Annotated in this window: 20 protein-coding genes; 17 read left to right on the top strand and 3 right to left on the bottom strand. The window is 58.1% G+C overall.

Features of this window, described 5'->3' with window-relative positions; all coding sequences use genetic code 11:
* The first annotated feature begins 32 nt into the window (after window positions 1–32).
* From K787_RS0101555 to K787_RS21865, 10 genes are all read left to right on the top strand, one after another.
* Entirely contained in the window at window positions 33–536 is a 504-nt protein-coding gene (locus tag K787_RS0101555; protein WP_022961022.1) for an MgtC/SapB family protein, read from the top strand.
* Between the two features lie 62 nt (window positions 537–598).
* Window positions 599–1,138 (top strand): YaeQ family protein, encoded by a 540-nt coding sequence (locus K787_RS0101550; protein ID WP_022961021.1) that lies wholly within the window; start codon window positions 599–601, stop codon window positions 1,136–1,138.
* Between the two features lie 7 nt (window positions 1,139–1,145).
* Window positions 1,146–2,864 carry a single-stranded-DNA-specific exonuclease RecJ gene (gene recJ / locus K787_RS0101545; RefSeq protein WP_022961020.1) on the top strand — a complete coding sequence of 573 codons (1,719 nt, stop codon included), beginning with the start codon at window positions 1,146–1,148 and terminating at the stop codon, window positions 2,862–2,864.
* Between the two features lie 90 nt (window positions 2,865–2,954).
* Window positions 2,955–4,553, top strand: a complete 1,599-nt coding sequence (locus tag K787_RS0101540) for a GMC family oxidoreductase (protein ID WP_022961019.1) — start codon at window positions 2,955–2,957, stop codon at window positions 4,551–4,553.
* Between the two features lie 162 nt (window positions 4,554–4,715).
* Window positions 4,716–6,164, top strand: coding sequence for a YfcC family protein (locus tag K787_RS0101535; RefSeq protein WP_022961018.1), 1,449 nt, complete (start codon window positions 4,716–4,718; stop codon window positions 6,162–6,164).
* 36 nt (window positions 6,165–6,200) lie between these two features.
* A complete protein-coding gene (locus K787_RS0101530; protein WP_022961017.1) occupies window positions 6,201–7,430 on the top strand; it encodes an arginine deiminase in 1,230 nt (409 codons plus the stop codon).
* 18 nt (window positions 7,431–7,448) lie between these two features.
* A complete protein-coding gene (gene argF / locus K787_RS0101525) occupies window positions 7,449–8,450 on the top strand; it encodes an ornithine carbamoyltransferase (protein WP_022961016.1) in 1,002 nt (333 codons plus the stop codon).
* A gap of 1 nt (window position 8,451) precedes the next feature.
* Window positions 8,452–9,360, top strand: a complete 909-nt coding sequence (gene arcC, locus K787_RS0101520) for a carbamate kinase (protein WP_022961015.1) — start codon at window positions 8,452–8,454, stop codon at window positions 9,358–9,360.
* A 46-nt stretch (window positions 9,361–9,406) separates the two neighbouring features.
* The gene (locus K787_RS0101515) at window positions 9,407–12,091 is read left to right on the top strand and encodes a cation-translocating P-type ATPase (RefSeq protein ID WP_022961014.1); all 2,685 of its coding nucleotides are present in this window, start codon (window positions 9,407–9,409) and stop codon (window positions 12,089–12,091) included.
* 200 nt (window positions 12,092–12,291) lie between these two features.
* On the top strand, window positions 12,292–14,547 hold the full coding sequence (locus K787_RS21865; RefSeq protein WP_022961013.1) for an EAL domain-containing protein: 2,256 nt from the start codon (window positions 12,292–12,294) through the stop codon (window positions 14,545–14,547).
* A 3-nt stretch (window positions 14,548–14,550) separates the two neighbouring features.
* Here the strand turns inward: K787_RS21865 and K787_RS0101505 are convergent, their stop codons facing one another.
* Window positions 14,551–16,959 carry a phosphoketolase family protein gene (locus K787_RS0101505; protein WP_022961012.1) on the bottom strand — a complete coding sequence of 803 codons (2,409 nt, stop codon included), beginning with the start codon at window positions 16,957–16,959 and terminating at the stop codon, window positions 14,551–14,553.
* A gap of 232 nt (window positions 16,960–17,191) precedes the next feature.
* Here K787_RS0101505 and K787_RS0101500 point away from each other — a divergent pair, with 232 nt between their 5' ends.
* From K787_RS0101500 to K787_RS0101470, 7 genes are all read left to right on the top strand, one after another.
* Window positions 17,192–17,602, top strand: coding sequence for a hypothetical protein (locus K787_RS0101500; protein WP_022961011.1), 411 nt, complete (start codon window positions 17,192–17,194; stop codon window positions 17,600–17,602).
* 97 nt (window positions 17,603–17,699) lie between these two features.
* Window positions 17,700–18,795, top strand: a protein-coding gene (gene prfB / locus K787_RS24970; RefSeq protein ID WP_152486768.1) for a peptide chain release factor 2 whose coding sequence is annotated in 2 segments (ribosomal slippage) — window positions 17,700–17,771 and window positions 17,773–18,795 — 1,095 coding nt in all. Because the reading frame shifts where the segments join, the coding sequence is not laid out codon by codon here.
* 76 nt (window positions 18,796–18,871) lie between these two features.
* On the top strand, window positions 18,872–20,380 hold the full coding sequence (gene lysS, locus K787_RS0101490) for a lysine--tRNA ligase (protein ID WP_022961009.1): 1,509 nt from the start codon (window positions 18,872–18,874) through the stop codon (window positions 20,378–20,380).
* Between the two features lie 314 nt (window positions 20,381–20,694).
* Window positions 20,695–21,978 (top strand): flavohemoglobin expression-modulating QEGLA motif protein, encoded by a 1,284-nt coding sequence (locus K787_RS0101485; protein ID WP_022961008.1) that lies wholly within the window; start codon window positions 20,695–20,697, stop codon window positions 21,976–21,978.
* Window positions 21,979–21,989: 11 nt separating this feature from the next.
* Entirely contained in the window at window positions 21,990–22,319 is a 330-nt protein-coding gene (locus tag K787_RS0101480; RefSeq protein ID WP_022961007.1) for a PA3694 family proteiin, read from the top strand.
* A 2-nt stretch (window positions 22,320–22,321) separates the two neighbouring features.
* Window positions 22,322–23,032 carry a uracil-DNA glycosylase gene (gene ung / locus K787_RS0101475; RefSeq protein WP_022961006.1) on the top strand — a complete coding sequence of 237 codons (711 nt, stop codon included), beginning with the start codon at window positions 22,322–22,324 and terminating at the stop codon, window positions 23,030–23,032.
* A gap of 35 nt (window positions 23,033–23,067) precedes the next feature.
* Window positions 23,068–23,883 carry an enoyl-CoA hydratase gene (locus K787_RS0101470; protein ID WP_022961005.1) on the top strand — a complete coding sequence of 272 codons (816 nt, stop codon included), beginning with the start codon at window positions 23,068–23,070 and terminating at the stop codon, window positions 23,881–23,883.
* 22 nt (window positions 23,884–23,905) lie between these two features.
* Here the strand turns inward: K787_RS0101470 and K787_RS0101465 are convergent, their stop codons facing one another.
* Together K787_RS0101465 and ygfZ are read right to left on the bottom strand one after the other, a co-directional pair.
* Window positions 23,906–24,736 (bottom strand): HDOD domain-containing protein, encoded by an 831-nt coding sequence (locus K787_RS0101465; protein WP_022961004.1) that lies wholly within the window; start codon window positions 24,734–24,736, stop codon window positions 23,906–23,908.
* Window positions 24,737–24,751: 15 nt separating this feature from the next.
* Window positions 24,752–25,783, bottom strand: a complete 1,032-nt coding sequence (ygfZ, locus tag K787_RS0101460; protein WP_022961003.1) for a CAF17-like 4Fe-4S cluster assembly/insertion protein YgfZ — start codon at window positions 25,781–25,783, stop codon at window positions 24,752–24,754.
* Between the last annotated feature and the right edge of the window lie 33 nt (window positions 25,784–25,816).

Here is a 25,816-nt window from a genome sequence, read left to right as displayed (position 1 = left end):
AAGCAGAACAATAATCGACCTGGAGCTAGAGCATGTCCGCATGGGAAGTGATACTGGCTACCCTGACCAGCGAATTTTCCGATTTGTCTGATATCGAGCAAGCCACGCGGGTTACCCTAAGGCTGGTTCTGGCGGCCTTTCTGGGCGGAATTTTGGGTTACGAACGCGAACACCAGGGTAAGGCTGCGGGTGTTCGCACGCACATGCTGGTCTGCTTAGGGGCGGCTCTGTTTGTTCTTGCGCCGGATCAGGGTGGCGCTATGGATGATGCCATGAGCCGCGTCATTCAAGGCGTGGTGGCAGGCGTTGGTTTTCTCTGCGCCGGCACCATCATCAAGAGTGGCAGTCTTGCAGAGGTTAGGGGGCTGACTACCGCAGCGGGAATATGGTTGACCGCCGCGATCGGTGTGGCTATTGGTCTTGGCCACGAGGCGACCGCTTTATTGGCGACCATATTGGCTCTGTTTATCCTTCATTTACTACCCCTGATACTTGGAAAAGACGATAAAAAGGACAGCAAAGCCGACGAGGGTTAATCTCGGGCAGGGCGCAAATTGCGTTACACTGCCGGCCATTCCGACTCTGGACGACAATACTTATGGCCCAGCAAGCAACGCCCTATAAGGTCCATCTCAACCTTACCGACACCGATCGTGGCGTCTACGAGAGCCTGCGTATGACGGTTGCGCGTCACCCCTCGGAAACCGGGCAACGCATGATTAGCCGCGTGCTGGCCTATGCCTTGTGGTATCAGGAGCGCCTGGCGTTTGGCCGTGGCCTGTCGGACGTGGATGAGCCTGCACTCTGGCACAAGAGTCTGGACGGCCGCATCGAGCATTGGATCGAGGTTGGTCAGCCGGATGCAGACAGGTTGATCTGGTGTTCGCGCCGGGCCGAGCGCGTTTCCTTGCTGGCTTACGGTAATACCCGAGTCTGGGCCAGCCGGGTTTTACCGGCGGTCGCCGGGTTGAAAAATCTCAACATAGCAGCGCTGCCGCAGGAGCCGCTAGATGCGTTGGCCGAGGCGTTGCCGCGCAGTATCGATTGGGGCTTGATGATCACCGATGGCGTGCTCTATGTCAGCGACGCGGACGTACAGCAAGAGTTGCCGTTGGAATGGCTGATGGGCGAGCGTTGAAATTCTGATGCGTATCGAGTCCCGCCCCGTTCCGTCCTCACTACCCGCCTTGGGTGATGTGCCGCCCCTGCTGACCCGTCTCTATGCCGCTCGTGGTGTCAGTTCTGCTGCAGAGCTGGATAAGCGCTTGCAAGCGCTGCTGCCCTTTGAGCTTTTCAAGGGTATGCCGGAAGCCGTCGCGGTGTTAATAGAAGCACTCGAAAAGCGCCAATCCATTCTGGTGGTGGGCGATTTCGATTGCGATGGCGCTACTGCCAGTAGTGTGGCGGTGCTGGCTCTGCGAGCGCTGGGCGCCGCCGAAGTTGATTATCTGGTACCCAACCGTTTTGAATATGGCTACGGTCTGACCCCGGAAATTGTCGAGGTGGCACTGACCCGCTCACCACAGGTGCTGGTCACTGTAGATAACGGTATTTCCAGTATCGAGGGTGTGGCTGCCGCCAAGGCAGCGGGTCTCAAGGTGGTGGTGACGGATCACCATCTACCGGCCGAGCAGTTGCCAGCAGCCGATGCCATCGTCAACCCCAGCCAGCCCGGGTGTGAGTTCCCGAGCAAGGCGGTAGCAGGCGTAGGCGTCATCTTTTACGTGATGCTGGCGCTGCGTGCTGCGTTGCGGGAGAACGGCTGGTTTACCGAGCAGCGGCCAGAGCCTAATCTCGGCGAATTGTTGGATCTGGTCGCGTTGGGCACAGTCGCAGACGTCGTTCCGCTGGATGCCAATAACCGCATTTTTGTCCATCAGGGCTTGGCGCGTATTCGTGCTGGCCGCTGCCGTCCGGGCATTCGCGCTTTGCTGGAAGTGGCCGCCCGCCCGGCCCAGCGCTTGGTGTCCACTGACCTGGGCTTTATTGTCGGGCCGCGTCTGAATGCGGCGGGGCGGCTGGATGATATGAGTCTGGGTATCGAATGCTTGCTGACTGACAATGAGGATCTGGCGCGCGATATAGCACGCGAGCTGGACAGCCTGAATCGCGACCGCAAAACCATCGAGCGGGATATGCAGCAGCAGGCTCTGGCCACTCTCGCTGCCATGACGCTTGAGGAAAAAGATCTGCCGTTCGGCCTTTGTCTGTTCGACGCCGAATGGCATCAGGGTGTGATCGGTATTCTCGCTTCACGCCTGAAAGATAAATACCACCGTCCGGTGATCGCCTTCGCGGAGGCAGGTAATGGCGACATGAAAGGCTCGGCACGCTCGGTACCCGGCCTGCATATACGCGATGCGCTGGACGCGGTGGCGGCACATCAGCCGGGCTTGATCAGCAAATTTGGTGGCCATGCGATGGCTGCTGGACTGTCCTTGCCTGCCGCCCATTTTGAGGCTTTTCAAACGGCTTTCGATGCCGAAGTGCGACGCCAGTTAAGTGCCGAGGATTTGACTGGCAGGCTGCTCTCGGACGGCGAGTTGGTCCAGTCGGAATTCAATCTGGAGCTGGCTGGCCAACTGCGTGAGGCCGGGCCCTGGGGCCAGCACTTTCCTGAACCGGGATTTCATGGCGAATTTCGGCTGATCCAGCAGCGCCTGGTCGGCGAGCGGCACCTGAAAATGGTATTGCAATTACCCGGCAGCGCCGATCTGCTGGATGCCATCGCTTTCAATGTCGATCCCAAGGTCTGGCCCAATCCTACTGTTCAGCGGGTATTGCTCGCTTACACACTGGACATCAACGAGTTTCGCGGCCGGCAGACGCTGCAGCTGATGGTTAAACATTTGCAGGCGCTATAGACCCCTCTGCGGGTATCGGGAGTCGATCTCGACCTGTCACCTTGACGATTGATATGGCACCATCAAATCAAACAACAAGAGTGATGATGAATGCCCGTGCCGTTATCCGAATATGATTACATCATTGTGGGTGCTGGTCCCGCCGGTTGCCTGCTGGCTAACCGGTTATCGGCAGACCCGGGAGTTAGCGTGCTGCTGCTGGAGGCCGGCGGGCGTGACAATCATCTATGGATTCATATCCCGGTCGGCTATCTGTATTGCATCGGCAATCCACGCACGGACTGGTGTTACAAAACCGAGCCTGAGCCAGGTCTGAATGGGCGCTCGCTGGGTTACCCGCGGGGTAGGGTGCTGGGCGGCAGTTCTTCGATCAATGGCATGATCTATATGCGCGGCCAGGCCAGCGATTATGATGCCTGGGCCGCAGCGGGCAATGTGGGTTGGGCCTGGAAGGACGTGCTGCCGCTGTTTATCAAATCGGAAAATCATCATGCTGGCGCCAGTGACTATCACGGCCATCAGGGCGAGTGGCGGGTGGAAACCCAGCGACTGCACTGGCCACTGCTGGACGATTTTCGTCAGGCGGCTGCGCAAGCAGGTATCCCGCCCGTAGATGACTTCAACACCGGCGACAACGAAGGCTGCAGCTACTTTCAGGTCAATCAGAAGCGCGGCGTGCGTTGGAGCGCCTCCAAGGCCTTTCTGGCGCCGATACGTAAGCGCAGCAATCTTACCGTTCTGACCGGTGCTGAGGCGCAGACGCTGAATCTGCATAAGCATCAGGTTACCGGCGTGTGCCTGCGTTACCACGGCGAGGTGATGGATATCGCCGCGCGCCGGGAAGTGATCCTCTGCGCCGGGGCCATAGGCTCGCCGGCACTGCTGCAGCGCTCCGGCATCGGGCCGCGTGAACTGCTGGAATCCCACGGCGTGCCGGTCCGCCATGAGCTGCCAGGTGTAGGCGAGAATCTGCAGGATCATCTGCAATTGCGGCTGATTTATCGGGTCAGCGGGGTTGAGACCCTGAATCAGATGGCCTCGACGCTATTGGGCAAGGCGCGTATGGCCTGGCGCTATGCGCGGGACAGGTCGGGGCCGCTGGCCATGGCGCCGAGTCAACTGGGCGCCTTTGCCAAGTCTGATTCGAGTCAGCCGTCGGCCAACTTGCAGTATCACGTGCAGCCTTTGTCGCTGGAGCGCTTCGGCGAGCCCTTGCACGCGTTCCCGGCGTTTACCGCTTCGGTATGCAACTTGCGACCGAAGAGCCGCGGACGGGTGCAGATTGCTAGCGATGACCCCCGGCAAGCACCACTGATCCAGCCCAATTACCTGAGCCATCCTGATGACCTGGTGGTAGCAGCGGATGCCATTCGACTGACCCGGCGCATAGCTGCCTCACCGGCGTTGGCGCAATATCAGCCCGAGGAGTATCTGCCCGGTGCTGCGCTCTGTAGTGAAGCTGAGCTGGCTCAAGCTGCTGCGCAGATTGGCACTACCATCTTTCATCCGGTCGGCACCTGCGCCATGGGGCAGGGGCCAGAGGCGGTAGTCGATGAGCAGTTGCGCGTGCGAGGCCTGGGCGGTATCCGCGTGGCTGACGCGTCTATCATGCCGACTATCACTTCGGGTAATACCTGTTCGCCAACACTGATGATTGCCGAAAAGCTCGCCAGCCTGTTGAACAGCTGAAGCCCCTGTTTTAGAGCCTTTACACGCGCATCGACTGAATAAATTGTGACCTAAGTCATCTTCTGTCCGCTTCGGATGGTGCAAGCTGCTACGCTGAGAATGGGTTCTGTATGGATCCATTGCCGCAATCGCCGGGCACATGCAACTACAAGGAGACGTGTGATGGGTGGACAGGAAAACTCGCTGAATAGTCAGCACAAGGATTTGGCTAGCCGCTTTCCGACGGCTTACACCATATTGTTTTTATTGATTATTTTCGTTGCTGCGCTGACCTGGATCGTGCCTGCGGGCCAGTATGACCGGGTTATGAATGAAAGCGTCGGGCGTGAAGTGGCGGTGCCCGGTACTTACCAACAGGTGGAGGCAAACCCGCAGGGCTTTGTTGACATTATGCTGGCCCCCACCGCTGGCTTCTACGATCCTGACAGTTATGCCGCCAACGCCATTGATGTGGCCTTGTTTGTGCTCTTTCTCGGTGGTTTTCTGGGTGTCATGAATGCGACCGGTGCTATCGATACCGGCATTCGCAGCGCCATGCGCCACCTCAAGGGCCATGAGATCTGGATGATCCCCATTCTGATGACGCTGTTCGCGCTGGGAGGCACCACCTACGGCATGGCCGAAGAAACCTTGGCCTTTTACGCGATTTTGATCCCGGTAATGATCGCGGCCGGCTACGACGCTATTACCGGCGTGGCGATTATCCTGATTGGCGCCGGTATCGGCGTGATCGGCTCGACCATCAATCCCTTTGCCACAGTGATCGCCGCCAACGCGGCGGACATTCCCTTTACCGATGGGCTGATGCTGCGCATGGTGATTCTGGTGGGTGGGCTGATCATCTGCGTACTCTATGTTATGCGCTACGCCAAACGCGTACAGGCTGACCCCAGTCGTTCGGTCGTGGCGAAGCAGCGCGAGGCGCATCGACAAGTGTTTTTGCAGGGCCATGAGGACGACTTCAAGGATACCCGCTTGACCCGCACTCAGATGTTGGTGCTGGTCATATTCGCTTTGACCTTCGTGGTGATGATCTGGGGTGTGTCTTCCCAGGGTTGGTGGATGGCCAGCATGGGCGCACTGTTTCTCGGCTCGGCTATCGTCATCGGCATCCTGGCCCGGCTGGGTGAAAAGCAGCTGACCGGCAGCTTTGTGGACGGCGCCCGCGATCTGCTTGGGGTGGCACTGGTAGTCGGGTTGGCGCGTGGCATTGTAGTGATTATGGAGCAAGGCATGATTGCCGATACCATTTTGCACAGCGCTGAAAGTTCCCTCGGCGGACTACCGCAATTGGCGTTTATTCACGTGATGTTCTGGATTGAGGCGGGTATGAGCTTCTTCGTGCCTTCATCCTCCGGCCTGGCTGTGCTGTCCATGCCGATCCTTGCGCCTCTGGGGGATTTTGCCAGTGTTGGGCGTGATCTGGTGGTGACCGCCTACCAATCTGCCAATGGTCTGGTCAATCTGATCAACCCTACCTTTGCAGTGGTGATTGGCGGCCTGGCGATAGGGCGGGTGTCCTATGATCGCTGGCTGGTGTTCATTTGGCCTCTGTTGCTGATCCTCACCCTGTTTGTTTCCCTGATTCTCAGTATCGGCGTGTTTCTTTAATAGGCCGTTGTATACCAAACGTAGAAGGAACCACTTATGTCTGCTGCTACCTTGGGTGTTCACTCCGAAACTGGCGTACTGCGTCAGGTCATTGTTTGCCGACCTGGCCTGGCCCACCGGCGCCTGACCCCCTCCAACTGTGATGCCTTGCTGTTTGACGACGTGTTCTGGGTCAAGCAGGCGCAGAAGGATCACGATGTTTTCACCCGTTTGATGCGTGCTCGGGGTGTTGAGGTACTGGACGTCAATGATCTGCTGGCCGAGACCATGGATATTCCTGCTGCCCGCCAGTGGCTACTGGATCTGCGCATCACCCGCAACGATATTGGCCTGGGCATGCTGTCCGATCTACGCGAGTGGATGGACGAGTTGCCGGGCGCGACCTTGGCGCAATATCTGATTGGTGGCCTTGAGGTGGGTGATTTGCCCTTTGATCCTGTGGGGTTATTTGGCAGTCACCTGGGGCGCTTTGGTTTTATCCTGCCGCCCCTGCCGAATATGTTGTTTACCCGCGACAACAGTGCCTGGATCTACGGCGGGGTCACGCTGAATCCCATGTACTGGGCTGCGCGTCGGCCAGAAACACTGCTGATGGCCGCGGTATATCAATTCCACCCGATCTTCGCTGGCAAGGTACCGGTGCTCTGGGGTGACCCGAGCAAGGACCACGGCCTGGCGACGCTGGAAGGCGGCGACATCATGCCGGTGGGTAACGCCACGGTGCTGGTCGGCATGGGCGAGCGTTCTTCACCCCAGGCCATCGGCCAACTGGCTGATGCACTATTCAAACAGGGCGCAGCCGAGCGGGTGATTGCCTGTCAGTTGCCCAAGTCCCGTGCAGCTATGCACTTGGATACGGTGTTCACCCTGTGCGGCGGCAATATTGTCACGACCTTCAAGGAAGTCGCCGATGAGGTGATCTGCTACGACCTGCGCCCAGGCGAGGGCGGCAAGCATCTGAGCTTTCGTCAGGATCCGCGTCCGCTGTTCGATGTGGTGGCGGAAGTGCTGGGCTTTCCATCGTTGGAGTTGGTGCCCACTGGTGGCGATAACCCGGCTGAGCGGGAGCGCGAACAGTGGAATGATGGCAACAACGTACTGGCGCTGAGCCCCGGCGTGGTGATCGGCTATGACCGTAATGATGATACCAACGCGGCGCTGCGGGCAGCCGGTATCGAAGTGCTGGCGATACCCGGTGCCGAGCTGGGGCGTGGCCGCGGTGGCGGACACTGCATGAGCTGCCCGACCATCCGTGACGCGGTTTAATCTGACAGGACAACGACCATGGCTTTCAATCTGAAAAATCGGCATTTTCTCACCCTGCGGGATTTCTCCCCGCAGGAAATCAGTTTTCTGCTCAAGCTGTCTGCTGATCTGAAAACGGCCAAATATGCCGGTACGGAAGTACCGCAATTACGCGGCAAAGATATTGCCCTGATCTTTGAAAAGGATTCGACCCGTACTCGCGTCGGCTTTGAAGTAGCGGCCTACGATCAGGGCGCCAGGGTGACCTATCTCGGGCCGACCGGCACGCATATCGGTCATAAAGAGTCAGTAAAGGATACGGCGCGGGTTTTAGGCAGAGTCTATGACGCTATCGAGTATCGTGGCTTTGGCCAGAGCATTGTCGAGGAGCTGGCAGAGTATGCCGGTGTGCCAGTGTACAACGGTCTGACCAACGAGTTTCACCCGACACAGATACTCGCGGATTTTCTGACCATGCAGGAGCATGTGGAAAAGCCGTTGCATGAGGTAGCCTTCGTATTTATTGGCGATGCGGCCAACAATATGGGCGACAGCCTGCTGATTGGCGGAGCAAAAATGGGCATGGATGTGCGCCTTTGCGCGCCCCGTGCCTGCTGGCCGACCCAGGCGATTCAAGATGAGGCTCGAGTTATTGCACAGGAGACTGGGGCGCGGATTTTGATCACCGAGCAGGTCGACGAGGCGGTCAAGGGCGTCGATTTCATCTACACCGACGTATGGGTGTCGATGGGCGAACCGAAAGAGAAGTGGGCAGAGCGCATCAAGCTGTTGATGCCCTACCAGGTCAATAGCGCGGTGATGGAAAAATCCGCCAATCCGCGCGTGCGGTTCATGCATTGCCTGCCCGCGTTTCATAATACCGAGACGACTGTCGGCAAGGATATCCAGGCGCAGTTTGGTATTGATGCGATGGAAGTGACCGACGAGGTGTTCGAAAGCCCTGCCTCCATTGTTTTCGATCAGGCAGAAAATCGCTTGCACACTATCAAGGCGGTGCTGGTCGCCACTCTGGGGGCTTGAGATGTTGGTCGTAGCCGCATTAGGTGGTAACGCCCTGTTGATGCGCGGTCAGCCTTTAACGGCCGAGGCACAACGCAAGAATGTACAGATCGCAGCGCAGTCTCTCGCCGCCGTGGTGCGTGCAGGGCACAGCCTGGTAGTGACCCACGGTAATGGCCCCCAGGTGGGTTTGCTGGCATTGCAGGGTGCGGCATACAGCCCCGACGAGGCTTTTCCGCTGGATGTGCTGGGCGCGCAGACTGAAGGGATGATCGGTTATATCATTGAGCAGGAGCTGGAGAATGCGCTGGAGCATGATCGCCCGGTCGCTACCTTGCTGACTCAGGTGCTGGTAGACCTGGCGGATCCGGCTTTTCTCAAGCCGGACAAATTTGTCGGGCCAGTGTATACCCAGGCTGAGGCTGAAACCCGGGCCGCGGCAGCGGGTTGGCATATCGCCGCCGATGGCCCGCACTGGCGCCGCGTGGTGCCTTCACCGCGGCCGGTCGAAATTCCCGACCTGCGCGTGCTCAAATTGTTGCTGGATCGCGGTGTAGTGGTAATTTGCGCCGGCGGCGGCGGCATACCCGTGGTACGCCTGGAAGATGGTAGTTTAATGGGCGTAGAGGCAGTGATCGACAAGGACGCCTCGAGTGCCTTGTTGGCCGCTCAATTGGGGGCGGATGCCCTGCTGATGCTGACCGATGTGGAAGCGGTCTATCAGGACTTTGGCACCCCGGCCGCTAGGTCGCTGGCGCATTTGAGCGTGGCTCAAGCGCGGCAGCTGGTCATGCCTGCTGGCTCCATGGGGCCAAAGGTGAAAGCGGCTTGCGACTTTGCCCAGTCAGGAGGTGTAAGCGCGATTGGCCGTTTGCAGGATGCACTGGCTATGCTTGAGGAGACAGCTGGTACCCGCATTACCATGGACTGACCAACCTCCCCTTTGAATGCATCACTTACGAATACAGGAATAGCCCATGACTGAGCAACGGACGCAGCCTACCCATTGGCATGAGCAGACTGCCGAGCAGGTGCGCCTAGCTCTTGGGGTGCCGGCGGAAGGGCTGAGTGCTGAGCAGATAGACCGGCGGCTGGAGGAATACGGACCTAATCTGCTTTCGGGCAGCAAACCGCGTCCCATGTGGTTGAGGCTGCTGGCACAGTTCAATAACGTGCTGATTTATGTGTTGATGGCCGCAGTGCTGGTCACTGCCCTGCTGGGGCATTGGCTGGACACCTCAGTGATTTTCGCTGTGGTGCTGCTTCAGGGTGTCGTCGGTTTTATTCAGGAGGGCAGAGCGGAGCAAGCCCTGGCAGCTATACGACATATGCTGGCTCCTCGGGCAATGGTGCTGCGCAATGGTGAGCGTCGGCAAATCGATGCCAGCGAGCTGGTGCCAGGGGATCTCCTGCTGCTGGAGGCGGGTGACCGCATCGCGGCGGATGTTCGGCTGGATCAAGTGCATGGTCTGATGGTCGATGAGTCCATGCTCACCGGCGAATCGGTGCCGGTGGAGAAAGGGCTGGATACGCAGGCCGCAGATGCGGCACTGGGTGACCGATTTTGTCTAGGCTATTCGGGCACCCTGGTTAGCGCGGGCACCGGCAGGGGCGTGGTGGTGGCTACCGGCGAACATAGTGAGATCGGTCGTATATCCGGGCTGTTGGAAACCGTCACCGTATTGCAAACGCCGTTGACCCTGCAGATGAATCGGTTTGCCCGCTATCTGTCACTGGTCATCGTGCTGGCCGGTGCATTGGTATTTTTCGCTGGCTGGCAATTTGGCGAGCGCCCGATCCCAGAGCTGTTCATGGCAGTAGTGGCGCTGACAGTATCGGCCATTCCCGAGGGGTTGCCGGCGATTCTGACCATCACCCTGGCCATTGGCGTACAGCGTATGGCCAACCGCAAGGCGGTGGTCAGGCGTATGCCGGTGATTGAAACCCTCGGTGCGGTATCGGTTATCTGCTCGGACAAGACCGGTACGTTGACACGCAACGAAATGATGGTGGCCGCAGTGGTGCTGGATGGTCAGGTCTATCCGGTCAGTGGTGAAGGTTATGCCGCTGGAGGACAAATTGGCGATAGCGCGTCAGGTGCTCCGCCCGCGGCGCTGCTGGAGGACCTCGCGCAGGCCGCGCTGCTGTGCAACGATGCGCGGCTGGATCATACCGGCGAGCATGCCAAGGTGTTGGGTGATCCGATGGAGGGTGCATTGCTGGTGCTGGCCACCAAGGCGGGGCTGGATGTCGGTAGTTACCTGACGCAATGGCCGAGGCAGGATGAAGTACCCTTTGATGCTGCTTTGCGCTATATGGCTACCCTCAATCACGACCATCACGGGCACGCGCGCATTCTGCTCAAGGGCGCGCCTGAGCAGGTAATGGCTTTGTGCGGGTCGGTGCTCGATAGCGAAGGTGCGGCCGTGCCGCTGGATCGCGATCACTGGCAACGAGCTATTGATCAGTTGGCTGCACAGGGGCTGCGCGTGCTGGCGCTGGCCGGCGCCAGCACGGCGGAGACGGGTAACGTATTGAATGTGGAGCAGTTGGGGGAGCGGCTGCAGTTGATCGGCGTAGTGGGCCTGTTGGATCCGCCCCGGCAGGAAGCGATGGAAGCCATTGCTGAATGCCATCAGGCGGGTATTCAGGTCAAGATGATTACCGGTGATCATGCGCTGACGGCCCGGGCGATTGCCGAGCGGCTGGGTCTGCGTAATACCGACGAAGTGGCGACCGGGCAGGACATCGACGCGCTGGACGACGACGAGCTGCTAACGTTGGCCCAGCGCGTGGATGTATTTGCGCGAACCAGTCCTGAACACAAGCTACGGTTGGTACGAGCGTTGCAATCAGCGCACGGTGTGGTGGCGATGACCGGCGATGGGGTCAATGATGCCCCAGCGCTAAAGCGCGCAGATGTTGGTATTGCTATGGGCCAGAAGGGCTCAGCTGCTGCTCGGGAAGCGTCGGACATTGTTTTGCTGGACGATAATTTCGCCACCCTGGCGGCTGCGGTTCGCGAAGGTCGCACTGTCTACACCAACCTTAAGAAGGCCATCAGCTTTTTACTGCCTATCAACGGAGGAGAGGCTGCGAGCTTGGTTGTGGCGTTGTTGCTGGGTCTCGCGTTACCTATTACGGCACTGCAAATCCTCTGGGTTAATTTAGTTAGTTCCGTGGTCTTGGCCATGGGGTTGGCGTTTGAACCGGCGGAGCCGGACGTTATGCGCAAGCCACCCAGGCGCGGCGGCGAGAGTCTGCTTGATGCCTTTCTGGTCTGGCGCATAGTGCTGGTTTCGCTGCTGTTTCTTGGCGGCATCTTTGCCAGCTTTCAGTGGGCCATGCAGGCGGGCCTGGGCGAAGCCGCAGCGCGCACGCTGGCGGTCAACACGCTGGTGGCCATGGAGGTGTTCTATCTGTTCTCCGTACGTTACCTGGATAGCGCTTCCTTGACCTTGCGCGGCGTGCTGGGTACGCCCGCGGTATGGATCGTGATCGGACTGATAGTACTGTTGCAGTGGTTGTTTACTTATAGTCCGTTCATGCAAGCGACGTTTATGACTGCATCGCTAAGTTGGTCAGCGTTGTTGCTGGCGCCGTTGGCAGGTGTGGTGGTGCTGCTGATTCTGGAGCTGGAAAAACGCGTGCGCCGCGCATAGGAGGGATTGACGCCATTTGCTGAAATAGCGTTCTATATTGGGCAGATGAAAAACGTTAACGTTGTCACATTATAGGTATGAAATAGGTGTGTGTTTGCAAAGGGTCTGTTCGACATCTGATGTTTTGGCGCGTCGAGTCTTGGGTGAAATGTTGCCCAGGACAAAGCCGATTCGGTGCTTGACTGTGGAGAGTCAGGGTATTGCTGGATCTTAAAAAGAAGCTGCAGGAGATGCAGACGCATCTGGGACTCAACCCTGTCGGAATACGGCAGCGGATGACGATTCTCGCCCTTGAAGACGATCACCTGGCGCAGCTGTCCGGCCATGCCGCAGAGATCGAAGAGCTGCATTTAGCCTGCGCAGAAGCGCTGCATCAGCACTTTTGCCACCTCCCCGAGCTGACTCTAGATTCCGAGTATCCTGGCCTGTTTGCCCGCTTGCCTTATCAGCGGCTGCGCTATTGTCAGCAGCTGCTGCAGGGGCCTTATGATATGCAGCACGTGCGTATGCGCGTGTTATCCAATCTGGGTCAGGAGCGTGGCCGGTTGGCATCCAAAAGTTGTCTTGCGGCTTATCACTTCTATCTCCAATACATGCACGCCGGGCTCAGCGAGCGCTGGTCCGAACGGCCGGAGATTGCCCAGCGGCTATACGGGTGCCTGCTCAGGGCGGTGTTTTTCGATATGGGTCTGGCAGTGGATACCCATGCTGCGGCAAGCCAGATGGCGCTCGATGATAGTGACGCCCGCTATGCCCGGACGGTGTTGTGCGCCAATGATGGGCTTTGGGAGTGGCAGGTCGATAACGATCGCATGCAGGTATCGGAGCGCTGGTTATCCATACTGGAGCTGGACGCCGTTACGGCACCGCGTACCTTAGATGATTGGCTGTCCAGGATGCCGCCGAGCCATCGCCATGCATTTAACGATGTAGTGCAACGGCACTTGGCAGGTGACGAGCAGCAGGTGCATCTGGAATGCCAGTTGCGCAAGCGAGACGGCGAACTGGTATGGGTGTTGATTCGCGGGCTAGTGTGCGTGGATGCGCATGGCCAGCGTTTGTTGACCGGTTCACAGACCGATATCAGTCAGCGCAAGGCTGCCGAACGTGAACTGGCCCATTCGTCTCTGCATGATCCGCTCACCGGACTGCCCAACCGCCAGAGCATGAACGAGCTGTTGCTCCAGGCATCCCAGCGACAGTCCAGGCCCGGAGCCAGGCACGCAGCGGTACTCTTTATCGACCTGGATCGTTTCAAGCTGATCAATGACAGTCTTGGGCATCACGCTGGCGATCTGGTGTTGATTCAGGTCGCTAACCGGATCGAGCATTGTCTGCGACCGGGTGATCACCTGTGCCGTTTTGGCGGTGATGAATTTGTCGTGCTGCTGGATGATATGGCAGCGGTCAGTGATGCGGAGTTGGTTGCCAGGCACATCATGGATGCGCTGCATCAGCCCATTGTGGTCATTAACCGGCGGTTGACGCTAAGTGCCAGTATCGGCGTCGCCGCGCTCAATGGCCATGATGGGGAGCAGGATGCGCTACGTGAGGCGGATCTGGCGTTGGATCTGGCGAAAGCGTCAGGTAAAGCGCAAATGGCGTTATACAGTGATGTGCTGCAACAGGACGCGCATCATCGGCTGGAGATGGAAAGCGCGCTGAATGACGCGCTGCGCCGCGATCAATTTGAGATTCATTACCAACCCATTGTCGAGATCGCGGCCACTCGCTCAAGAGTAGTGGGCGTTGAAGCCCTGCTGCGCTGGCGTCGCGGCGACAGGTTGGTGCCGCCGGATGAATTCATTTCTGTGCTGGAAGAGACCGGGGCCATTGTTGAAGTGGGCGAATGGGTGCTGCGTGAAGCGTGCCGCCAGGTATTACATTGGCACGCCCATGGTCATCAGGAGCTGCGTTGTTCGGTGAATCTGTCCAGCCGCCAGTTGCAGCAAAGCGGCTTTGCCGAGGTGGTTGCCCGGGTTCTGCGTGAAACAGGCTTTCCGGCGACCAGCCTGGTACTGGAAATCACCGAAAGCCTGCTGATGCAGGAAGGCCCCGAGACCTTGGCGACGCTACGTGAGCTGGAAAGCAGCGGTGTGCGCATCGCGCTGGACGACTTCGGTACCGGATTTTCCTCCCTGGGTTACCTGCACCGGTACCCGCTGCATATCATCAAGATTGACAAGAGCTTCATCACCAAAGCGACCGGGGATGAACGGCTCAAGGCGATTGTTAGGGCGATCATCGGCCTGGGTCGCGGGTTGTGCATGGATATCATTGCCGAAGGGATAGAAACCCCCGAGCAGATGGAGTTTCTGCATGCCGAGGGTTGTCAGTTTGTCCAGGGTTACTGGTTCGGCCGGCCACAGCCAGCAGCGGTGGTCAAACCGCTGCTCGATAGCATGCTCGATCCGGATTTCGACCGTCACGGCGCGGCACCAGCGTTGCTGCATTAAAGTCTAGCGCAGCAGCGCCGGATTTCCCTGACCATCCACCGCAGACCACTCATTCTCATCCATCCAGGCTTGCGGGTCGACGTCCAGCACTTCGGCAGCGGCGACCAACACGTGGGCCCAACTGCAGCGATTGGCAAACAGCATCCCAGCTTCGTCCAGTGTGCCGCCCTGATTGATGTAGCCCAGAACCCGGCTGTGGCGGGGTGACGGCAAGAGGTTATGCAAATGCCCGCGGATTATTTCCGGACGCATATGCGTGAGTACGACGCGGCGCTTCAGTTCGGTGGGGAACAGCTGCTGGGTCAGTGCTGCGGGGGCTGTGCACTGCGCCTCAAGGCTGTCTCGGGGTACGCTGAAACGACCCGGCTCTTGCAGGTAGACCAACCGCCAGCTTTGATCATGGGCTGTCAATCGCTGGGCGGCGCGCAGCATTTCGCCCAGTTGGTAGCCGCCATTGGCGATTAGCAGTAGTGGCTCGGTCGGCCCGTGATGTTCTGCTAAAACAATTGCGCCCTGGTCAGCCAGTAGGCGGGCCTGGGTGGCATCCATCCTGCTGGGGCAATCGCGCTTGGCAATGACCATACAGCTAATTTGCCCTCGCGCCTGGTACACGCTCGGCAGGAGCGCCAGTGTACTGTTGTAGTCGGCGGGAAACAGAACCCGCATGCCGTCATGCATTTCGCCCAGCAGCGCTTCGCAGAAGGTGGTGTCCTGGTGGGATTGCTCGTTCTTGCCATTTTCCCAGGTATGCGACGTCGCAATCACAGGGAATCCCAGCCATTTGGCCGGGCGCTGCACAACAGCTTGATGGCGTGCAAAAATCAGCTCTTGACGTATCGCCCCGAGCATCTTGACGCAGAAAGCTTCATAGCTGGCGACCAGATTCAATCCGCCCTTGTTACCCAGGCAGGCCGATACTACCGCCTCTTCGTTGAGCGCCGTGATGATCCGGCCATCCACGGCCTCCAGTGCACTTTCAGGATCACACACCCGATGTTTCAGGGCCTCCAGCACGCCGCCGAGGCGATTACTGGCCAGCTCGTCGGGGTTGCCGACCCGTGCACGCAAGGCTGGATTAGCCTCCACCAAGGCAACGAAGAAACGGTCCACCGCCTGCATTGGTGAAATCGTCTGGTTGCTCCAGTCAACCAGCGGAATAACCGGCTGTGCCGGATTGCGTGTGGCCAGAGCGTGGTCGCGCTCCAGCGGACGGCCACTCCGAGCATGATTTTGCAATTGCTCGCGAGCGCGGCTGAGGCTCTGCGGATCAATCCACAGCTGGGCCGCATGCTGATTGAACAGCTCGCGGGCGCCAGCGTGATGGCGCGGGTTGCCAGGCAGCGGCAAGTTATGCGCCGCATTTTGCCCCGCACCGTAAAAACCAAATCCTTTGGTGGTTTCGGCGATGGCATAGGGAATCGGCAGCGGGTACTGGAGAATGCCATTTCGATACTCCTGGACCCGGCGCTCAAGGCGTTGTTCCATTTCCAGTAAGGTACAGACAAAAGCCGCTGGATCGCGGCCGTCAAAGCGGATGGGATCAAACCCGCAGCCCTTGAGGTGCTCGGCAAAGCCGTCCAACCCTTTTTGCGTGCCCAGTTCGGTACGTTGTTCGATGCGTCGGCCGTTGGCGATCATCACCGGTAAAGCCGCTCCACAGTCTTCCGCGCGCCACCAGCGGGGTATCCAGTCGCTACCGCGCTGCTCTTCTGCCGCGCCGTCAGACAGAAAGGCCACCAAGGTTTCGCCTGGCAGTGGCATGTGTGCATATTGCAGCTCGGCAAAGCCAAGGTAGCCGCCTTCGATAATACCCCCCGCCGTGTAAGGGTTTACATGACTGCCCAGGGGCGCCGCGGGGCGGCCATCGGGTAACTGTGCATAGCTGTAGAAATCCTTCAACAACTGATCCAGTCCAGCGTCGCTAGCATAGCGCTGGGCTTGCTCCGGGTGCAGATTGCTGATCAGCACGTTGAGCGCGTCAATGGCGGCCACGCAGTGCCCTTGCCCCATCAACCAGCTGCGAGTATGGCCGGTAAGACTGTTCAAGGCCAAATAGGCGGCATAGGCGGGCACCATATTCAGTGCGCCGCCGGTATGACCTTCGGGACGGGATTTGAAATCCTCTGCTGCCAGTGCAGTGCCGTCTGGATGGCAGCGCTTGGCATAGGTCATGTGCACCACCAGCCACAGGCCAGCGCTGGTGACCTGGTCCAGCGCGGTCATCAATTGATAAACAGTTTCCACATTCGGCTGCTGTTCGCGCTGCACCAACTGATGGGCAAGGCGGTAGACGGCTGCCTGGGTAGCCGGTGCGTGGCTGATGACGCCCTGGCCGCTGCTCCAGCGGGCAAAGGCTGGACACTGTTTAGCGTGATCGTCGAGGGTGCTCTGGTCGGGAAGTAGCTGGCTCACGTTGAAGCTCCGGTATCGGCGTGGGTGACGGCGTAGTTAACGGGTCCGACCACAGTATAGAAGCCTGGGGTTATGGTGCTCTGATCTGTATCAAGGCTTTTATCGCTAGGCCGTTGTTGGCAGGCGGATGCTGCTATATTCAATGTTCTGCGCTTGGGTAATCCGCGAAGCGGCCCTTGCTATCAACCAGAGTGAACACTTGTCTAATGAATAACAATAACGGGGTGTGAACATGCAGCGTTGGATATGGGTTTTTGTGGCAGGTTGTTTGGCGGTTTTCTGTTTTCATCAGGTTGCGCTGGGCCTGCTGCACGCCGCAGGAGTGGTACCTTTCGCCCCTTTCAATCTGGCCCCGACAGTGCCATTGGGGGTGCCCTCAGTGATATCCAGTGCGTTTTTTGGCGGGCTATGGGCGCTGGTCATGATCGCGGTGCTGGATCGCCTGGGCGCAAGCCTGATATGGTTCAAGGCAGCGCTGTTTGGCGGGGTCGTACTGACCCTGGTGGCCCTTTTGGTGGTGTTTCCGCTCAAGGGGGTGGGCTTTGACATGGTGCAGTTGCCGGGCCGTTTTATCATCGGTTTTATTCTCAATGCGCTCTGGGGTATTGGCACCATCGTATTTATCCGCGTGTTGCCACGTTAGGCTGCGCGCTGGGGTCACTGCCTTCGGTGCAGTAGTACTGCACCGAAGGCAGTAAATCCGCTACAATGGCGGCTTTTTCCTGACGGGATTTGTCACCATGGAAATCAATCCGATTCTGAACACCATCAAAGACCTGCGTGGCCGCTCCGAGACCATTCGGGGGTATCTTTGACTACGATCACAAACATGATCGTCTGACCGAAGTTGAGCGCGAGCTGGAAGACCCCTCCGTGTGGAACGATCCCGAGCGTGCACAGGCGCTTGGCAAGGAGCGCGCACAGCTGGCGCAGATTGTTGAAACCCTGGATGAAATGAGTTCGGGCCTGGCCGATGCCTCCGAATTGCTGGAAATGGCTGCCGAAGAGGAAGATGAATCTGCGGTCGCAGACATCGTTACTGAGCTCGCCCGCCTGCAAGCCAGCCTGGAAAAGCTCGAGTTTCGCCGTATGTTCAGTGGCGAGATGGACCCGAACAACTGCTATCTGGATATTCAGGCCGGTTCCGGCGGCACAGAAGCCCAGGATTGGGCCAATATGCTGCTGCGCATGTATTTGCGCTGGTGTGATCAGCGCGGCTTCGAAACCGAAATTGTCGAACTCTCCGCCGGTGAAGTCGCGGGCATCAAGAGCGCGACCGTCTTTATCAAAGGCGAGTACGCCTTTGGCTGGCTGCGCACGGAAATCGGCGTGCACCGCCTGGTGCGCAAGAGCCCCTACGATTCCGGCAATCGCCGGCATACCTCGTTCTCCGCTGTATTCGTTTCGCCAGAGATTGACGACGATATCGAAATCGATATCAATCCGGCCGATCTGCGAGTGGATACCTACCGCTCCCAGGGTGCCGGTGGTCAGCACGTTAACACCACCGACTCGGCCGTGCGTATCACCCACGTACCGACCAATACCGTGGTTAGCTGTCAGAGCCAGCGTTCTCAGCATGGCAACCGCGACACCGCGATGAAGATGCTGCGCGCCAAGCTCTACGAGCAGGAAATGATGAAGCGCAATGCCGCCGCGCAGGCGCTGGAAGATACCAAGTCCGATATTGGCTGGGGCCATCAGATCCGCTCCTATGTGCTCGACCAGTCACGGATCAAGGACCTGCGGACCAATATCGAGAACAGCAACTGCAACGCGGTGCTGGATGGCGATCTGGACGAGTTTATTGAGGCGAGTCTGAAACAGGGTCTTTAAACCCTGTTTCAGCGGCCAGCCGTTCGTATTGCATCAACGACCTTTGAATGAATAGCAACCTCCTGGAATTCCCGATATGACCGATCAGCAGAATGACCAGCAAGCCCTCCCCGAGGAAGAAAACCGCCTGATTTCCCTGCGCAAGGAAAAGCTGGCGGCCGAGCGTGCCAAGGGCAACGCCTTCCCCAACCGCTTTCGTCGCGACAGTTATGCCGGTGATCTGCAGAAGACCTACGCCGACAAGATCAAGGAAGAGTTGGCCGAGGCGCAGATTCCGGTCAAGGTCGCCGGACGCATCATGCTCAACCGCGGCGCCTTTATGGTGATCCAGGATATGAGCGGGCGTATTCAGGTCTATGTTGATCGCAAGACGCTGCCGGCCGAAACGCTGGAGGCGATCAAGCACTGGGACATGGGCGATATTATTGCGGCCGAGGGCGTTATGGCGCGTTCGGGCAAGGGTGATTTGTATGTCAGCATGACCTCGGTTCAGTTGCTGACCAAATCCCTGCGTCCGTTACCGGACAAGCACCATGGTCTGACCGATACCGAACAGCGGTACCGTCAGCGTTATGTGGATCTGATCGTCAACGAAGACACGCGCAATACCTTTCTGGTGCGTTCGCGAGTGATTGCGCATATCCGCAAGTTTCTGGCCGAGCGCAACTTCCTCGAGGTAGAAACGCCGATGCTGCAGACCATCCCCGGTGGCGCGGCGGCCAAGCCGTTCGAGACGCATCACAACGCGCTGGACTTGCCGATGTTCCTGCGTATCGCGCCGGAGCTTTACCTCAAACGCCTGGTGGTTGGTGGTTTCGAGCGGGTGTTCGAAATCAACCGCAACTTCCGTAATGAGGGCGTTTCAACCCGGCACAATCCCGAGTTCACCATGCTTGAGTTCTACCAGGCCTATGCCGACTACGAAGACAACATGGATCTGACCGAGGAGCTGTTCCGCGAGCTGGCCCTGGATGTGCTGGGCAGCACCGATGTGCCCTATCAGGGCAAGGTGTTCCACTTCGGTGAGCCCTTTGCGCGCCTGTCGGTGTTTGATTCAATCCTCAAGTTCTGCCCCGAGATCAGCGCTGCTGATTTGCAGAATCTGGACACGGCCCGCGCTATTGCCAAGAAAGCGGGTGCGGATGTGAAGGGCTTCGAGGGGCTGGGTAAGCTGCAGGTCATGATCTTCGAGGAATTGGTCGAGCATCTTCTGGAACAGCCGACCTTTATCACCCGTTATCCGTTCGAGGTCTCGCCGCTGGCGCGTCGTAGCGATGATGATCCGAGCGTGACCGACCGCTTTGAGCTGTTTATTGGCGGACGCGAGATTGCCAATGCCTATTCAGAGCTGAACGATGCCGAAGATCAGGCCGAGCGTTTTCATGCCCAAGTGGCGGACAAGGACGCTGGTGATGACGAGGCGATGCACTATGACGCCGATTTCGTTCGCGCGCTGGAATACGGCATGCCGCCGACGGCGGGTGAGGGTATCGGCATCGATCGCCTGGTGATGTTGCTGACGGATGCGCCTTCGATTCGCGATGTGATCCTGTTTCCGCATATGCGGCCTGAGGCTCAGGGTTAGTTTTTAGGTATGTGCAGGGAAACCTGATCGGGTTGTTTTGGGGTGAGTGCGAGGTTGGCCAGCCCCGGTGACGGACACGCTGCAAGCCGCCCATGGGGCTCGTCGATGGCCATCCCTGGCCATCGACGAGCCTACAGGGATGTACTTGCGGCGTGTCCAGCCTGGGAGTTGCCCGGCCGAGCGTTGCACTGCGTTTCAGGATGATCGGCGCTGTAAAACGGTGCAGACGTCAAAGCGTTGCACAACGCCAAATATCACCATAATGTCGAAGCGAGGCGCTATGCCTTGATGACGTCACCAGCAGCAGGAACACTATGACGGTAAAACAGAGCGAACAGTACCAATTGGTCATCCGCAGCCTGTCTGACCGCATTGTCGAGGCGCAATCGCCGATACGTATTCTGGATGCGATCAAGTGGGACGACAGCCTGCGTGAAGAGTTCTTCCGCAAGCGCTGCAAGAGCCTTCCCGACGTGGGTCCCGACTACTATGCTCAGCGACCGCTAGGGTTCGACCCGGGCGTAATGCGCCAGGTATTCCAGGAAATTGAACGGGATATAACCCGCCAGCTGGGCACCTTTAATCCGGTTGGGCAGATCATGCGGCGCATGTGCAAGGAGTACCGGATGGTCATCCGCATGCTTGAAGCACGTGGTACGCCGGATCTTGGCTTTATTTCGCAGGAGCTTTACGGCTCTGCGTCCGACGCCTTTCACGCCGGCGACCCGACCCTGACTGATTTGAGCATCATGCTCAGCGAATCGCTGACCAATATTGGGTCAGATCTGGGCCGCGAACCCAAGATTATCGCTGCACCCGAAGCGGTCGCCATATTGCAGGAGCGCATGAATCTGGCCTTTCCTGATGATCAGGCGGTGCGTGTGTTCGAGTCGGACGGCATTGTCGCCGATGCCGCAGCTGGCGCCGATTACATCAAAATCCGCAGTGACGCGATGTTCAATGAGCGCGATCTGAAAATTCTCGCCGTGCATGAAGGCATGGTGCACGTGGCGACCAGTCTGAACGGGCAGCATCAGCCTATCTGTACGTTTCTGGCCAAGGGCCCACCGTCCTCGACGGTGACCCAGGAGGGGCTGGCGATCTTGATGGAAGTGATCACCTTTGCCTCCTACCCGGCCCGCCTGCGCAAGCTGACAGATCGTACGCGCGCCATTCAATTGGCCGAATCGGGCGGTGATTTCCTTGATGTATTCCAGTTCTATCGGGAGCAGGACTATTCCAAGGAAAACAGCTATACCAACGCCAGTCGTGTATTCCGTGGCTCCAGTAGCAATGGCTTGCCGTTTACCAAGGATCTGGCTTATCTCAAGGGGTTTATCCTGACCTACAACTATATTCAGTTGGCGGTACGCAAAGGCAAGTTGCAGCAGATCCCGTTATTGTTCTGTGGCAAAACCACGCTGGAAGACATGCGTACGCTTGGTCAACTGGTGGAGGAGGGGCTAGTGGCGCCGCCGCGTTACCTGCCGGAACCTTTTGCTGACCTGAACGCGCTGAGTGCGTGGATGTGTTTTTCCGGTTTTCTGAACAACCTGAGCCTTGATCGCATCGAGGCTGACTATGCGAATATTCTCTGAGGAAATGATCTGTGAGTGAGACCAAAGAGCTGAACAAGTTGCCGATGATCCTGACTTTTTTTGCCACCGTATTGGCCACAGTCATGGTTCTGTATTTCTATGGTTATCTGAATTTTAGCCGAGAGGAGCAGGGCATGTTGGTGGCGGAATTCAGTTTGGTCACCGTGGGGTCGGCCGAGGCTGGGCAAATGCGCAGCCGCTCAGCCAATCAGGTCGCTGAATGCGTTGACGGCATACTGGTGTTACATGACAACCGGCACAACGGATTGTCTGGCTTGCTGGTGGATAATCGTCAGCGTGTGGTGCGTTGCAATGCCCAGTCGGTACCGGTAGCGCAGTGACTATGGCTGAGGGTAATGTGGCTGAGCGCAATGTGGCGCTGGAGCCGGGCTGGAAGGCGGCTCTGGATGATGAACTCCAGAAGCCTTATATGCAGCAGCTGCGGGCTTTTCTGTTGGCAGAGAAACGCGCTGGCAAAGTAATTTTTCCGCCCGGTCCGCAGATATTCAATGCGCTGAATACGACACCGCTGGACCAGGTCAGGGTGGTCATTATTGGTCAGGACCCGTATCACGGTCCGGGCCAAGCTCATGGGCTTAGCTTTTCTGTTCCACCGGGGATACGCCCGCCGCCGTCGCTACAGAATATTTTCAAGGAATTACAGCGGGATCTGGGACTACCGATTCCGGCGCATGGTTGTTTGCAAAGTTGGGCGGAGCAGGGCGTGTTATTGCTCAATGCCGTATTGACTGTCGAACAGGCCAGTGCAGGTGCGCATGCCGGTCGGGGCTGGGAGACGTTTACCACCAAGGTGATCGAGGTTGCGGCCAGAAAGCACGAGCATCTGGTCTTTTTGCTTTGGGGTAGCTACGCACAGAAGAAAGCCGCGCAGGTCGACCTGTCCGCGCACAAAGTGCTGACCTCTGTGCATCCCTCGCCGCTCTCTGCACACCGTGGATTTATTGGCAACGGCCATTTTTCAGCTGTCAATGCGTACCTGCAGGCGCAGGGGCGACAACCGATTGACTGGCGCCTGCCGGATGGCGCAGTCTAGAAAATATCCTTTGTTCTACTGTTCTGGAGTGCTTTATGGATCATGCATTGCAACCCTACACCGCTCTGGTACCACGCACTGATAAACTGGTGGTGCAGAAGGTCGGGCATACCGCGCTGGTGACCATTGATAACGCCCCCGCCAATACCTGGGATACCGACACCTTACATGGTCTGGTCGAACTGGTGGCACATTTGAGTGCTGATCCGGAGATCTATGCATTGGTCATTACCGGCCGTGGTGAGCGCTTCTTCTCTGCCGGCGCCGACCTCAAGCTGTTCGCCGATGGCGACAAGGCCCGCGCACGGCTGATGGCTCGGTTGTTTGGTCAGGCGTTTGAAGCTTTGAGGGATTTTTCCGGGGTGTCCATTGCTGCACTGAATGGCTATGCCATGGGCGGTGGTCTTGAGTGTGCTCTGGCCTGCGACATCCGTATTGCCGAGCGTCAGGTGCAGCTCGCTTTGCCCGAGGCCAGCGTTGGTTTGCTGCCCTGCGCTGGCGGTACTCAAGCGCTTTCCTGGTTGGTTGGAGAGGGCTGGGCCAAACGCATGATTCTGTGTGGTGAGCGCGTTGATGGGGTGAAGGCCGAGCGCATCGGTCTGGTAGAGGAAGTGGTCGAAGAGGGCCAAGCGCTGACTACCGCACTGCGGCTGGCAGCTCAGGTTGGGCGGCAGAGTCCGCTGGCGGTCAAGGCTTGCAAGGTTCTGATTCAGGGCGCGCGCGAGCAACCGTTAAACGGTCTGCTGGCGCAGGAGCGTGAACGCTTCGTCGATCTTTTCGATCACGACGATACCCTGGAGGGGGTCAACGCCTTTTTTGAAAAGCGCCCACCCCAGTGGCGTAATCGTTAATCTGCAATTAGCTGCCAGTTGCTTAGCCGAGCAACGCCATCGCCGCTTCCATCTCGGCCGATAGATCTTCTTCCTCGCCTTCGCCATCTTGGCTAATGCCCAATTTGGCAAAGGCTGGAATGCTATTCCAGTCCATCTGCGCGAGAGGGTGGTCGCTGCTCAGGCTTTGCAGCATAGCCACCTGAACGATGTCGGCGTAATCGACGCTGGGCGAATTGCGCTTGAAATCCAGGTGTTGAGTCGGTACATGGCGTAGCGGTACGGGGAAATCCCAGGCTTCGAGAATGCGATCGCCGATCATTGGATGGATGCGCTCGATAACCAGATCCAGGCTGGACGGATCGGCCAGCAGTTGGTCATGGTCTTCGGCATAGCTAAGGATTGGTAGCACACCGATCTGGTGCACCAGGCCAGCCAGCGTAGCCTGGTCGGGTTTGAGTTTGGTGTAGTGCCGGCACAATACATGGCTGATGCCTGCTACCTCGGTACTGCGCGTCCAGACTTCACGCATCTTGCGATCAATGATGTCCGAGGTCGCCTGAAACATTTGCGCCATGGCCAGGCCGATAGCCAGATTCGCGGTGTAGGTAATGCCCATCCGATTGACCGCCATGCTCAGATCGGTAATTTCCTGCCGGGTACGTAGCAGCGGACTGTTGACCACCTTGATTAAGCGTGCGCTGAGCGCGGCATCATTGCTGATCTCGCGCACCAGGTGGGCGATGTTGACGTCAGGATCCTCGGCAGCCTCGCGAACCCGTAGCGCCACTTCTGGCAGGGTTGGCAGGACCAGTTGGTCCTTTTCAATGGCTTGGATCAACTCATCCTGTACGCGCTGGGCCAGATCAGTCATAGGCTGTTTCCTTGTTCAGTTGGCCGGCGCGGCTTCGCTGGCGGCTAGTTCAATATCATAAGGTAGGTCAGCGATGGTCAGTAATGGCCCTTCGCTATCAATTGCCGATAATTGTACCAATTGTGCCGCATCTTTTTGCAAGACCGCTAATATTTCTACTTGAGTTCCCGCGCAAGCACTCAAGACCACCTCGCCAAGCGTCTGGCCGCTGGCGTGATTGACAATAGGAGTTCCCGCCGGCAAAGGCTGGTCGCCAGTCATCAACAATCTGAACATCCGCCGCTTGAGTTTACCCAGGTACTGCATTCGGGCAACGATTTCCTGCCCGGTATAGCAGCCTTTTCTGAAACTGACGGCGCCGAATAACTGCATATTCAGCATCTGCGGAATGAAGCTCTCGCGGGTAGCGGCATCAATCTCGCCCAGACCATTACGTATCTGTAGCAATAGCCATGCATTCAATGCTGTGGGCGTAGCAATGGTCTGCATCAGATCCAGCGTAGGCAGCGCGGTTTCCTCGGCCAGCCAGACTTCAAAGCGGTCAATGCCGGGTACGCGGATGACTGCGCCGCGGGGGGAGGTGGTGACCTGGTCGGTATGCTCCGGTGGAGTAAAGCCGGTGTGTTGTAGTGCCTGTGCAGCTTGGGGCCCCCAGAGCCCGATGCGAACCCAGTCAGGGCTGGCATCACTGATGCTGGCCTTGAAAAATACCGCGTATTTACCTAGATCGCTGCTCTGGCTCTCCAGGACATCCTTGTGCAATGCCAGAAGGTAGGTATTCTCGGCGTGGTGTAGCAGTCGGAAGCTGGACTGTATGCGGCCTTTGGGGTTACAGCGTGCGCCCAAGGTACTGCCCGGATTGGCCAGCAGATTGACATCGCAGGTGAGCTGGCCTTGTAAGAAGCGCTTTGCATCGATGCCATCCACGCAGAGAATGCGCTCGTGGCCGAGCCAGGTCATTCCGGTGACAGGCATTTCGCCCTGGTTCTGCGCGCTAGCAGCAAAGCGGTCCTGTAGGATTTGTTCTGGTGCTGTGATTGTGCTCATGGGCCTCAAATTGTCTGGTGTAGTCAGCTGTTA

The organism is Halopseudomonas pelagia CL-AP6, assembly GCF_000410875.1.
In the GTDB taxonomy this organism is placed as follows: Bacteria; Pseudomonadota; Gammaproteobacteria; order Pseudomonadales; family Pseudomonadaceae; genus Halopseudomonas; species Halopseudomonas pelagia.
Note: the sequence above shows the minus strand (reverse complement) of the source record. Positions and strands in the feature narration are given on the sequence as shown.

Bases quoted from the DNA above. Each gene is read 5' to 3' on its own strand.
- K787_RS0101555 (WP_022961022.1), top strand. From the start codon at position 33: ATGTCCGCATGGGAAGTGATACTGGCTACCCTGACCAGCGAATTTTCC.
- K787_RS0101550 (WP_022961021.1), top strand. From the start codon at position 599: ATGGCCCAGCAAGCAACGCCCTATAAGGTCCATCTCAACCTTACCGAC.
- recJ (WP_022961020.1), top strand. From the start codon at position 1,146: ATGCGTATCGAGTCCCGCCCCGTTCCGTCCTCACTACCCGCCTTGGGT.
- K787_RS0101540 (WP_022961019.1), top strand. From the start codon at position 2,955: ATGCCCGTGCCGTTATCCGAATATGATTACATCATTGTGGGTGCTGGT.
- K787_RS0101535 (WP_022961018.1), top strand. From the start codon at position 4,716: ATGGGTGGACAGGAAAACTCGCTGAATAGTCAGCACAAGGATTTGGCT.
- K787_RS0101530 (WP_022961017.1), top strand. From the start codon at position 6,201: ATGTCTGCTGCTACCTTGGGTGTTCACTCCGAAACTGGCGTACTGCGT.
- argF (WP_022961016.1), top strand. From the start codon at position 7,449: ATGGCTTTCAATCTGAAAAATCGGCATTTTCTCACCCTGCGGGATTTC.
- arcC (WP_022961015.1), top strand. From the start codon at position 8,452: ATGTTGGTCGTAGCCGCATTAGGTGGTAACGCCCTGTTGATGCGCGGT.
- K787_RS0101515 (WP_022961014.1), top strand. From the start codon at position 9,407: ATGACTGAGCAACGGACGCAGCCTACCCATTGGCATGAGCAGACTGCC.
- K787_RS0101500 (WP_022961011.1), top strand. From the start codon at position 17,192: ATGCAGCGTTGGATATGGGTTTTTGTGGCAGGTTGTTTGGCGGTTTTC.
- lysS (WP_022961009.1), top strand. From the start codon at position 18,872: ATGACCGATCAGCAGAATGACCAGCAAGCCCTCCCCGAGGAAGAAAAC.
- K787_RS0101485 (WP_022961008.1), top strand. From the start codon at position 20,695: ATGACGGTAAAACAGAGCGAACAGTACCAATTGGTCATCCGCAGCCTG.
- ung (WP_022961006.1), top strand. From the start codon at position 22,322: ATGGCTGAGGGTAATGTGGCTGAGCGCAATGTGGCGCTGGAGCCGGGC.
- K787_RS0101470 (WP_022961005.1), top strand. From the start codon at position 23,068: ATGGATCATGCATTGCAACCCTACACCGCTCTGGTACCACGCACTGAT.
- K787_RS0101465 (WP_022961004.1), bottom strand. From the start codon at position 24,736: ATGACTGATCTGGCCCAGCGCGTACAGGATGAGTTGATCCAAGCCATT.
- ygfZ (WP_022961003.1), bottom strand. From the start codon at position 25,783: ATGAGCACAATCACAGCACCAGAACAAATCCTACAGGACCGCTTTGCT.